Source organism: Streptococcus sp. V919, assembly GCF_054353475.1.
Map to the genome: position 1 here is coordinate 95824 of NZ_JBTHHY010000001.1, position 12139 is coordinate 107962.

The following is a 12139-nucleotide window of genomic DNA, read 5'->3' on the forward strand; positions in this document are numbered from 1 at the left end:
TCGCACACTGCGTCAATCTCCTATTTTCATACGGGATTCTTAACGCTCTTTGTATCCTGATTTTTGTAGGCAAGGCGTATAATTTTATCAATCCAAAGGGGATTACAATGACAAAACAAGTGTTTCAAACGACTTTTGCGGGTCGTGAGTTGATCGTAGAAACTGGTCAGGTTGCTAAGCAAGCAAATGGCTCTGTTGTCGTGCGTTATGGTGAGTCAACTGTCTTGACTGCTGCCGTTATGTCTAAGAAGATGGCAACTGGGGATTTCTTCCAACTTCAAGTCAACTACGAAGAAAAAATGTATGCAGCTGGGAAATTTCCTGGTGGCTTTATGAAACGTGAAGGACGTCCTTCAACAGATGCGACCTTGACAGCGCGCTTGATTGACCGCCCAATCCGTCCAATGTTTGCGGAAGGTTTCCGTAACGAAGTGCAAGTCATCAACACTGTCCTTTCTTACGATGAAAATGCATCTGCACCAATGGCAGCTATGTTTGGTTCATCCTTGGCACTTTCTATCTCAGATATTCCATTTGACGGACCAATCGCTGGGGTTCAAGTAGGCTATGTTGATGGAGAAATCATCATCAACCCTACTCAAGAACAAGCAGAGCAATCGCTTCTTGAATTGACAGTAGCTGGTACCAAGCACGCTATCAACATGGTAGAGTCTGGTGCCAAAGAATTGTCAGAAGAAATCATGTTGGAAGCTCTTCTCAAAGGACACGAAGCCGTTAAAGAATTGATTGCCTTCCAAGAAGAAATCGTTGCGGCAGTCGGTAAAGAAAAAGCAGAAGTAGAATTGCTTCATGTGGATGCTGAATTGCAAGCTGAAATCATTGCAGCCTACAACAGCGATCTTCAAAAAGCTGTTCAAGTTGAAGAAAAATTGGCGCGTGAAGCTGCAACTCAAGCAGTGAAAGACCAAGTCACAGCAGTTTACGAAGAAAAATATGCAGACCACGAAGAATTTGACCGTATCATGCGTGATGTAGCTGAAATCTTGGAACAAATGGAACACGCAGAAGTACGCCGTTTGATCACAGAAGACAAGGTTCGTCCTGACGGCCGTAAGGTCGATGAAATCCGTCCTTTGGATGCGGTTGTTGACTTCCTTCCTCGTGTACACGGTTCAGGTCTCTTCACTCGTGGACAAACTCAGGCTCTTTCTATCTTGACTTTGGCGCCAATGGGTGAAACGCAAATCATCGATGGTTTGGATCCAGAGTACAAGAAACGCTTTATGCACCACTATAACTTCCCACAATACTCTGTTGGTGAAACTGGTCGTTACGGTGCGCCTGGTCGTCGTGAAATTGGTCACGGTGCTCTTGGTGAGCGTGCTCTTGCTCAAGTATTGCCAAGCTTGGAAGAATTCCCATATGCGATTCGTTTGGTAGCAGAAGTCTTGGAATCAAACGGTTCTTCATCTCAAGCATCTATTTGTGCGGGAACACTTGCCCTTATGGCTGGTGGTGTGCCAATCAAGGCCCCAGTAGCAGGTATTGCCATGGGTCTCATCTCAGATGGAAACAACTACACCGTATTGACAGATATCCAAGGTTTGGAAGACCACTTTGGAGATATGGACTTCAAGGTTGCAGGAACTCGTGATGGGATTACAGCCCTTCAAATGGATATCAAGATCCAAGGGATCACTGCAGAAATCTTGACTGAGGCTCTTGCTCAAGCCAAGAAAGCTCGTTTTGAAATCCTTGACGTGATTGAAGCAACGATTCCAGAAGTTCGTCCAGAATTGGCTCCAACTGCACCGAAAATTGATACTATCAAGATTGATGTGGACAAGATTAAGATTGTCATCGGTAAAGGTGGAGAAACCATCGATAAGATTATCGCTGAAACAGGCGTTAAGATTGATATCGACGAAGAAGGAAATGTGTCTATCTACTCTAGCGACCAAGATGCTATCAACCGTGCTAAAGAAATCATTGCTGGTTTGGTTCGTGAAGCTAAAGTGGACGAAGTCTACCATGCCAAAGTTGTGCGTATCGAGAAATTTGGTGCCTTTGTCAACCTCTTTGACAAGACAGATGCCCTCGTTCACATCTCTGAAATGGCTTGGACTCGTACTAACCGTGTCGAAGACTTGGTAGCCATCGGTGATGAAGTCGATGTTAAGATTATCAAGATCGATGAAAAAGGTCGTGTCGATGCTTCTATGAAAGCACTTCTTCCTCGTCCTCCAAAACCAGAACATTCAGAAGACAAAGGGGATAAGGGTCATCGTCATGGCGATCGTCCTCGTCACCACAACAAAGATTATAAACCTAGAAAAGACTTTACCAAAGATCCAGGTGAAGCAACGAAAGAATAAGCATTTAAAAGAAAGGAGAACGGTATGGGATGGTGGCGTGAAACCATTGATATCGTAAAAGAAAATGATCCAGCGGCTCGCACCACTTTGGAGGTTCTTTTGACCTATCCTGGTGTGAAAGCCTTGGCTGCCCACCGCCTCTCTCATTTTCTCTGGGAACATGGCTTTAAGCTCTTAGCTCGTATGCACAGCCAATTTTGGCGTTTTTGGACACAGATAGAGATTCACCCAGGAGCTCAGATCGACTCTGGTGTCTTTATCGACCACGGGGCGGGTCTGGTTATTGGGGAGACGGCTATCGTTGAAAAAGGAGTTCTTCTCTATCACGGAGTGACTCTTGGTGGGACTGGTAAGGATGTTGGCAAACGTCATCCGACCGTGCGTAAGGGAGCTCTCATATCTGCACATGCCCAAGTTATCGGGCCTGTAGAAATCGGTGAAAATGCCAAGGTCGGTGCTGCAGCAGTTGTTGTAGCAGATGTTCCTAGCGACGTGACGGTTGTCGGTATTCCAGCCAAGATTGTCAGAGTGCATGGACAAAAGGATGAACCAACCATTCACGAAGTCGAAGAAAAACGTGAATACTACGTCAATAAACTTGAGCAAGCGAGAGAAGCCAGCCACAGGTCGTCTGGTTTGTAAGCTTATTGTAAGACACAGAAAGGAATCAGTAAGTGATTAAAATCTATGACACCATGTCTCGTGATTTGCGAGAATTTGTCCCAATCGAGGACGGCAAGGTCAAGATGTATGTCTGTGGGCCAACTGTATACAACTATATCCATGTAGGAAATGCCCGCTCGACAGTAGCTTTTGATACCATTCGTCGATATTTTGAATACCGTGGTTATGAGGTTACCTACACTTCCAACTTTACGGATGTGGATGATAAGATTATCAACCGTGCCAAGGAAGAAGGTATCACGCCTCAGGAAGTAGCAGACAAGTACATTGCTGCCTTTCGTGAGGATGTGAGGGCCTTGGGAGTCAAACCTGCTACTTACCATCCTCGTGTGGTGGATTATATGGCTGACATCATCCGCTTTGTGGAAGACTTGATTGAAAAAGGCTATGCCTACGAAAGTCAAGGAGATGTTTATTTCCGAGTGGAAAAATCTCACAACTACGGTAAATTGGCTAATAAAACACTGGAAGACTTGGAGTTAGGTGCTTCAGGTCGCACTGATGAGGAGACAGCCCGCAAGGAAAATCCTGTAGACTTTGCCCTTTGGAAAGCTGCCAAACCAGATGAGATTTCTTGGGATAGCCCATGGGGACCAGGTCGTCCAGGATGGCACATCGAGTGTTCGGTCATGTCAACTGAGATTTTAGGAGATACCATCGATATTCACGGTGGTGGTGCCGACCTTGAGTTTCCACACCACACCAACGAAATTGCCCAGTCAGAGGCTAAAACAGGCAAGACCTTTGCCAACTACTGGATGCACAATGGTTTTGTCAATATCGACAATGTTAAGATGTCTAAGTCTTTAGGGAACTTCATTACGGTACACGAAGCCCTTAAAACGATTGACGGTCAAGTGCTTCGCTTCTTCTTTGCGACTCAACACTACCGCAAGCCTATCAACTTTACGGAAAAATCTGTTCGCGATGCCGAGACCAATCTCAAGTATCTAAAGAACACTTACGAGCAACCATTTTCTGGAACTGTAGATGCGGGGGAGTTACAGGCATTTAAAGATAAGTTTGTAGCTGCTATGGATGAGGATTTCAATACAGCTAATGGAATCACAGTTGTCTTTGAAATGGCCAAATGGATTAATTCAGGCAACTATGATGCAACAGTGAAGGAAGCTCTTGCAGCCATGTTAGAAGTCTTTGGAGTAGTCTTTGTCGAAGAAGTTTTGGATGAAGAGATTGAAGCCTTGATTCAAAAACGCCAAGAAGCGCGTGCTAACCGAGATTTTGCAACAGCTGACCAAATCCGTGACCAACTAGCTGCGCAAGGGATTAAATTGCTTGATACCAAGGATGGAGTGAGGTGGACACGTGATTGATGTCAATCTCATTAACGGGATTGCGCTAGCCTTTGAAGGAGATGCGGTTTATTCAATGTATATTCGCCGTCATCTCATTCTTAAAGGCATGACCAAGCCCAATAAACTCCATCAAGAGGCCACTAAGTATGTATCAGCCAAGGCTCAAGCACGCTTTATTTCCCTCATGTTGGAGGAGCAAGTCCTAACGGAAAAAGAAGAAGAAATCTATAAACGTGGTCGCAATACCAATAGTCACACCAAGGCAAAGAATGCAGATGTAGTGACCTACCGTATGTCTACAGGTTTTGAAGCGGTCATGGGTTATCTTCATATGACTGAAAACGTAGAGCGCCTTGAAACCTTGATTTCTTGGTGTATTCAAAAAGTGGAGGGCTAGGAATGATTGCAAAAGAATTACTAGATTGGTTTCCACAAGCTCAAATCGTAGACCAACCAGTCGACAAGGAAAGCTATCTGACGCTTCCAGTATCCTCAAATCAGTGGGTTTTACTAGAGGAAGCTGGACTTAGTGAACGTGAGAAACAGTTGGTGGCTCTCTTAACTCAGCAGGAACAAACGATCTCTCTAAATCCCTGGTATAGCTATTTGATTGAGGGCAAGGGACAAGCGCCACAGAGCTTTAAAAAGCTACAAGTTGTCTATTGCCATCTTTCCTATTACCAACAGGAAAACTTGACTTCTTGGTTGGATATGATGAAAACCCTCTTTCCTAATTGCGAGACAGTGCTTCAGGTTGGCGCTCAGGATTACCTTTTTGTTCTCCAACAGGACAAGTATACCTCGGTTCGCTCAATCTTGATGGATACCTTGGAAGCAGTAGAATACGACTTTGGGGTGCGCCTGTCCATCATGCTTGGTCAGGTATGGTCACAAACTGGACATCAGGCGCTGCCAGACTTGATCAAAGCAGAACGTGACTTGTTTAAAAACTGGTGGCGTCAAGGCCATCAAGGATTCCATACGTTTTCTCAACTTTACCTTTGGAGTATGGGTGAAAAAATGGTGGATCTTAGTTTGATCAAAGATTATCTACACCAGATGATTTTGGATCAAGATCAGATTCAGGAAATCATTCTCTCTTTATGGGAAAATAGTGCAGTTCTGACTAAGACAGCTCAGCAACTCTATTTGCACCGCAATTCTCTTCAGTACAAGATTGATAAATGGGAAGAATTGACAGGGATTCAGTTGAAAGAATTGACTGACTTGACCTTGTGTTATCAGTTGATTTTACCAGATATTATTTAAAGTTTTGTGCAAGTTGCACAGAACTTTTTTATTTTTTTGGTCACCTTGCCATAGAAATGTAAAGCGTTTTCATTTATAATAAAGCTATCAAAAATAAAAGGAGTTCACCGAAATGGTAGAATTAAATCTTCAAAACATTTACAAAAAATATCCAAATAGCGAACACTACTCAGTTGAAGACTTCAACTTGGACATCAAAGACAAAGAATTTATCGTTTTCGTAGGACCTTCAGGATGTGGTAAATCAACTACTCTTCGTATGATTGCAGGTCTTGAAGACATCACAGAAGGCACTGCATCTATCGATGGCGTGGTTGTCAACGACGTAGCTCCAAAAGACCGTGACATCGCCATGGTATTCCAAAACTACGCTCTTTACCCACACATGACTGTATACGATAACATGGCTTTTGGTTTGAAATTGCGTAAATACAGCAAAGAAGACATCGACCAACGTGTACAAGAAGCAGCTGAAATTCTTGGCTTGAAAGAATTCTTGGATCGTAAACCAGCTGACCTTTCAGGTGGTCAACGTCAACGTGTTGCCATGGGTCGTGCCATCGTCCGTGATGCTAAAGTATTCTTGATGGACGAACCTTTGTCAAACTTGGATGCAAAACTTCGTGTATCAATGCGTGCTGAAATCGCTAAAATCCACCGTCGTATCGGAGCTACAACTATCTACGTAACTCACGACCAAACAGAAGCGATGACACTTGCAGACCGTATCGTTATCATGTCAGCAACTAAAAACCCTGCTGGTACTGGTACTATCGGACGTGTTGAACAAATCGGTACTCCTCAAGAAGTTTACAAAAACCCAGTTAACAAATTCGTAGCAGGATTTATCGGAAGCCCAGCTATGAACTTCATCAACGTTAAATTGAACGGTGATCACATCGTTGGTGACGGCTTCAACTTGAAAGTTCCAGAAGGTGCTTTGAAAGTTCTTCGCGATAAAGGTTACGAAGGTAAAGAATTGATCTTCGGTATCCGTCCAGAAGACGTGAATGCAGAACCTGCTTTCCTTGAAACATTCCCAGAATCAGTTGTGAAAGCAACTATCTCTGTATCAGAATTGCTCGGTTCAGAATCTCACCTATACTGCCAAGTTGGTAAAGATGAATTCGTTGCTAAAGTTGATGCACGTGACTATTTGCAAGCTGGTGCAACAGTTGAACTTGGATTTGACTTGAACAAAGCTCACTTCTTCGACGTTGAAACTGAAAAAACAGTTTACTAAGATATAAGAAATGATCAAACACTGCTAGAAATTTTCTAGCAGTGTTTTTCTTATAAAGCTCTAGGTTCTTCTAGTTTTCATATTGACCAAAAAGTGTTAAAATGGTAGGAAGAACTGGAGAGTATGCATGCCAAAAGAAGTAATTTATTCAGGCGATGAAGTCGTCGCTTTAACGCAACAATATTTATCGAAAGAAGATGTGGCTTTTGTACACAAGGCCTTGGTTTACGCTGTAGAATGTCATAGTGGGCAGTATCGTAAATCGGGCGAGCCCTACATTATCCACCCTATTCAGGTAGCAGGTATTTTAGCAAAGCTCAAGCTGGACGCTGTCACTGTTGCCTGTGGTTTTTTGCATGACGTTGTCGAAGACACAGATGCTACTTTGGACAATTTAGAACGCGAGTTTGGTCATGATGTTCGAGTGATTGTAGACGGTGTTACCAAACTTGGTAAGGTCGAGTATAAATCTTTCGAGGAGCAATTGGCCGAGAACCACCGCAAGATGCTCATGGCCATGTCAGAGGATATCCGTGTTATCTTGGTAAAACTCTCTGACCGCCTGCACAACATGCGCACCCTCAAGCATCTTCGTAAAGACAAGCAGGAGCGTATTTCCAGAGAAACAATGGAAATCTATGCCCCACTTGCTCACCGTTTGGGGATTTCAAGCGTGAAGTGGGAACTGGAAGATCTCTCTTTCCGCTATCTCAATCCAACTGAATTTTACAAGATTAGTCACATGATGAAGGAAAAACGTCAAGAACGGGAAGCCTTGGTCGATGAAGTTGTGACAAAACTAGAGGAATATTCATCTGAGCGCCACCTTACAGGAAAAATCTACGGTCGTCCTAAGCATATCTACTCTATTTTCCGCAAGATGCAGGATAAGAAAAAACGCTTTGAAGAAATCTATGACCTGATTGCCATTCGCTGTATTTTAGATACTCAGAGCGATGTCTATGCGATGTTGGGGTATGTCCATGAACTTTGGAAACCAATGCCAGGCCGTTTCAAGGACTATATTGCCAATCGTAAGGCCAATGGTTACCAGTCTATTCATACGACTGTTTATGGACCAAAAGGACCAATTGAGTTCCAGATTCGTACTAAGGAGATGCACGAGGTTGCCGAGTACGGGGTTGCGGCTCACTGGGCCTACAAAAAAGGAATCAAAGGTCAGGTTAATAGTAAAGAATCTGCTATCGGAATGAACTGGATCAAGGAGATGATGGAACTCCAAGATCAGGCAGATGATGCCAAGGAATTTGTAGATACTGTCAAAGAAAACTATCTGGCAGAAGAAATTTATGTCTTTACTCCAGATGGAGCGGTTCGTTCTCTTCCAAAGGATTCTGGACCGATTGACTTTGCCTATGAGATTCATACCAAGATCGGGGAAAAAGCAACAGGTGCCAAGGTTAATGGCCGTATGGTTCCATTGACGACTAAGTTAAAAACGGGTGACCAGGTTGAAATCATCACCAATCCAAATTCATTTGGACCAAGTCGTGACTGGCTCAATATGGTTAAGACCAGCAAGGCCCGTAACAAAATTCGTCAGTTCTTTAAAAACCAAGATAAAGAATTGTCCATCAATAAAGGCCGTGAAATGCTGATTAGTCAGCTCCAAGAAAATGGCTATGTGGCTAATAAATTCATGGACAAGCGCCACATGGATGAAGTCCTTCAAAAAACCAGCTACAAGACAGAAGAAGCCCTTTTTGCAGCCATTGGTTTTGGAGAAATCGGAGCCATTACCGTCTTTAACCGTTTGACGGAAAAAGAACGTCGTGAAGAAGAGCGTGCCAAGGCTAAGGCAGAAGCAGAAGAACTGGTCAAGGGTGGCGAAGTAAAAGTAGAGAACAAGGATACGCTTAAGGTGAAGCATGAAGGTGGAGTTGTCATCCAAGGTGCTTCTGGGCTCTTGGTCCGGATTGCTAAATGTTGTAACCCTGTTCCAGGTGATGATATCGTTGGTTATATTACCAAAGGTCGTGGTGTTGCTATCCATCGTGTGGACTGTATGAACCTTCGTTCACAGGAAAACTATGAGCAACGTTTGCTAGATGTTGAGTGGGAAGACCAATTCTCAAGCAAGGAATATATGGCTCATATCGACATCTATGGACTCAACCGTTCTGGCCTTTTGAATGATATCTTGCAAGTCCTATCCAATACAACTAAGAATATCTCGTCAGTTAATGCCCAACCAACCAAGGATATGAAATTTGCTAATATCCATGTATCCTTTGGGATTTCTAACCTTTCAATGTTGACAACTGTAGTTGATAAGATTAAGAGTGTACCAGAAGTCTATTCAGTCAAACGTACCAACGGCTAAATTGGTTGAGATAGTCAGAAAGGATTTCTATGAGAATTATCGTTCAGCGCGTCAAGGAAGCTCAGGTTTCTATTGATGGGCGAATTCATGGTCAGATCAAACAGGGGCTCCTGCTCTTAGTGGGTGTTGGACCCGAAGACCAGCAAGAAGATTTGGATTATGCAGTTAGAAAACTTGTCAATATGCGGATTTTCTCAGATGCCGAAGGCAAGATGAACCTATCTGTCAAGGATATCCAAGGAGAAATTCTCTCCATCTCACAGTTTACTCTGTTTGCGGATACCAAAAAAGGAAATCGTCCAGCCTTTACAGGTGCAGCCAAACCGGATATGGCTGAGGCCTTCTATCAAGAATTTAACCAAAAGCTAGCCAAGGAAGTTCCTGTTGAGACGGGAGTTTTTGGAGCAGATATGCAGGTCGGACTGGTCAATGATGGCCCAGTCACCATTATCCTAGATACTAAAAATAGATAAGAAAAAACCAAGCTTGTATGCTTGGTTTTTTTGTGACGTATTTAGTTCAGTTTTTCAACATAGAGCTGTTTGGCGATTTCTAGACTTACCAAGAGTTCTTCATTTTTATGAATCAAAGTAAAGGTGTTAGAGAAGTCATCAAACTGTTGAACTTGAAGCTTGTCTCCGATATTGATGTCATGTTTTTCCAGATATTTGAGGAGGTCAAAGCTATCATGAACCCGAGTCAGAAGATAAGTTCCAGCTTCTTTAGTTTCCGCCAGAGGAAGGTTATTGATTTCCACTAAAAGCTCTCCCTTAGCTGGTATGGTTCCACCATGTGGACAGGTTTTTGGAAATCCTAGCATACTTTCTAATCTTTCCACAAAAAAGTCTGAAACGGTATGTTCTAATACTTCAGCTTCCTCATGAATCTGATCACTGGTATAGTCTAAATGATGTACCAGGAAAACCTCAATCAAGCGATGTTTACGATACAGCTCAGAGACCAGTTTTAAACCAATATCAGTGACTAAATAGCCTTTTTTCTTGTCTTTAAGAATGAGATTTTCAGCTTGCATGCGCTTGATCATCTCGGTTACAGCTGGAGGAGATACCTGCATTCGAGCAGCAATTTCCTTATTGGTAACCTTCGGAAATTCCATGCCAATCTCATAAATACATTTCAAATAGTCTTCTTTATTTGGTGTCATTCGCATTTCCTTGTCTATTATCTGTATCTAGTATACCAAAAAAGAGGCTGGGACAAAAGTCCTAGCCTCTCAATTGTCTTTGGATTGACGAGCAAGACGCAGTGGTTGAGTGGACTCTACTACGCTGATTTCATCAGCTTTTACAGCCCTACTCAACTGTGCGGAGGTGGGACAACGAAATCGAATTCTAACGAATTACCGATTTCTGTTCCACTCTCTATTGCTACAAGAGCTGGACTTAGTTGAGTTCTTTTGCAGCTGCAATAGCGGCTTCAAAGTCTGGCTCGCTGTTGATATTATCCACGTACTCTACATAACGGATGATATTATCAGTATCGAGAACAAAAACCGCGCGTGCTAGAAGATGCCATTCATTGATTAAGAGGGCGTAATCACGTCCAAAGGAGTGGTCAAAGTAGTCTGAAAGCATAATAGCATTTTCAATTCCTTCAGCACCACACCAGCGTTTTTGAGCAAATGGAAGGTCCATTGATACTGTTAGGACTACAGTGTTGTCCAAGCTAGCCAATTCTTGGTTAAAGCGACGAGTCTGAAGTGAGCAGATACCTGTATCGATAGAAGGGATAACACTCAAGATTTTTTTCTTGCCTTCAAAGTCAGCCAGTGTTTTTTTAGAAAGGTCCGTTGTTGTTAGAGAAAAGTCAAGGGCCTTGTCACCCACTTGTAGTTGTTTTCCTGTAAAAGTTACAGGATTTCCAAGGAATGTAGTCATAAGCTACTCCAATCTTTTTTCTTTCATTTTACATTGAAACGTCAGATTTTCCCAATAATTTGACCGGAATTTGAATCAAAAAACGCCAATTCAAGGAGAATGACGTTTTTAAAATGATTATTTAGACAAACCTTCAGCTATTTTTTCGAGGTTGTATTTCATCATGTTGTAGTAGCTATCACCTTCTTTACCTTCTTCAGCGATAGAGTCCGTAAAGATTTGTGCGTAGATTGGGATGTTTGTGTCTTTAGAAACAGTCTTCATTGGACGATCATCGACACTGGATTCAACAAATAGTGATGGAACTTTCATTTGGCGAAGTTTTTCAACCAAAGTCTTGATTTGGTCAGGTGTTCCTTCTTCTTCAGTGTTAATTTCCCAGATGTAAGCACTTGGGACACCGTAAGCTTTAGAGAAGTATTTAAAACATCCTTCGCTGGTTACGATGAGTTTCTTGTCCGCATCAATAGCGTTAAATTTCTCTTTGGCTTCCTTGTCAAGCTTGTCTAGTTTTTCAGTGTATTCTTTGAGATTCTTTTCGTAGAATTCCTTGTTGTTAGGGTCTTTAGCGATGAGTTGCTTAGCAATGTTTTGCGCATAAATAATCCCGTTTTCAAGGTTGAGCCAAGCATGTGGGTCTTCTTTCCCTTTTTCATTTTGGCCTTCTAGGTAGATGACATCAACGCCTTCACTGACAGCAAAGTAGTCTTTGTTTTCAGTTTTCTTAGCATTCTCAACCAATTTTGTAAACCAGGCATTTCCACCTGTTTCAAGGTTGATGCCGTTGTAGAAGATTAAGTCAGCTTGCGAAGTTTTCTTAACGTCTTCAGGAAGAGGTTCGTACTCGTGTGGATCTTGTCCAACAGGCACGATACTATGAAGATCAATCTTATCTCCAGCGATATTTTTAGTGATATCAGCGATAATTGAGTTTGTAGCAACGACTTTTAATTTTTGTCCAGAAGCTGCATCTTTCTTTCCAGTAGAACATGCTACAAGAGCAATGACAGAAAGGCAAAGAACCAGCAATGCACCTAATTTTTTCATTA

At 42.6% G+C, this 12139-nt stretch carries 11 protein-coding genes; 8 read left to right on the forward strand and 3 right to left on the reverse strand.

Annotated features, from left to right (window positions below):
• Positions 1-107 precede the first annotated feature (107 nt).
• From pnp to dtd, 8 genes are all read left to right on the forward strand, one after another.
• On the forward strand, positions 108-2336 hold the full coding sequence (pnp, locus tag ACXYSK_RS00530; protein ID WP_458624669.1) for a polyribonucleotide nucleotidyltransferase: 2229 nt from the start codon (positions 108-110) through the stop codon (positions 2334-2336).
• 24 nt (positions 2337-2360) lie between these two features.
• The gene (gene cysE / locus ACXYSK_RS00535) at positions 2361-2978 is read left to right on the forward strand and encodes a serine O-acetyltransferase (RefSeq protein ID WP_458624670.1); all 618 of its coding nucleotides are present in this window, start codon (positions 2361-2363) and stop codon (positions 2976-2978) included.
• Between the two features lie 32 nt (positions 2979-3010).
• Entirely contained in the window at positions 3011-4354 is a 1344-nt protein-coding gene (gene cysS, locus ACXYSK_RS00540; RefSeq protein ID WP_458624671.1) for a cysteine--tRNA ligase, read from the forward strand.
• Positions 4347-4733, forward strand: a complete 387-nt coding sequence (locus tag ACXYSK_RS00545; protein ID WP_458624672.1) for a Mini-ribonuclease 3 — start codon at positions 4347-4349, stop codon at positions 4731-4733. The genes cysS and ACXYSK_RS00545 overlap by 8 nt, the downstream gene beginning before the upstream one ends.
• Before the next feature lie 2 nt (positions 4734-4735).
• The gene (locus ACXYSK_RS00550) at positions 4736-5605 is read left to right on the forward strand and encodes a helix-turn-helix domain-containing protein (RefSeq protein ID WP_458624673.1); all 870 of its coding nucleotides are present in this window, start codon (positions 4736-4738) and stop codon (positions 5603-5605) included.
• A gap of 112 nt (positions 5606-5717) precedes the next feature.
• Positions 5718-6848, forward strand: a complete 1131-nt coding sequence (locus ACXYSK_RS00555) for an ABC transporter ATP-binding protein (protein ID WP_458624674.1) — start codon at positions 5718-5720, stop codon at positions 6846-6848.
• 127 nt (positions 6849-6975) lie between these two features.
• A complete protein-coding gene (locus tag ACXYSK_RS00560) occupies positions 6976-9192 on the forward strand; it encodes a RelA/SpoT family protein (protein WP_458624675.1) in 2217 nt (738 codons plus the stop codon).
• Between the two features lie 29 nt (positions 9193-9221).
• Positions 9222-9665 (forward strand): D-aminoacyl-tRNA deacylase, encoded by a 444-nt coding sequence (gene dtd, locus ACXYSK_RS00565; protein ID WP_254726913.1) that lies wholly within the window; start codon positions 9222-9224, stop codon positions 9663-9665.
• Positions 9666-9706: 41 nt separating this feature from the next.
• On the opposite strand, the gene ACXYSK_RS00570 is transcribed toward dtd, so the two are convergent.
• The 3 genes from ACXYSK_RS00570 to ACXYSK_RS00580 form a co-directional block, all read right to left on the reverse strand.
• A complete protein-coding gene (locus ACXYSK_RS00570) occupies positions 9707-10357 on the reverse strand; it encodes a metal-dependent transcriptional regulator (protein ID WP_235083331.1) in 651 nt (216 codons plus the stop codon).
• Positions 10358-10595: 238 nt separating this feature from the next.
• Positions 10596-11090, reverse strand: a complete 495-nt coding sequence (tpx, locus tag ACXYSK_RS00575; protein WP_458624676.1) for a thiol peroxidase — start codon at positions 11088-11090, stop codon at positions 10596-10598.
• Positions 11091-11207: 117 nt separating this feature from the next.
• Positions 11208-12137, reverse strand: coding sequence for a metal ABC transporter substrate-binding lipoprotein (locus tag ACXYSK_RS00580; protein ID WP_458624677.1), 930 nt, complete (start codon positions 12135-12137; stop codon positions 11208-11210).
• Positions 12138-12139: the final 2 nt, after the last annotated feature.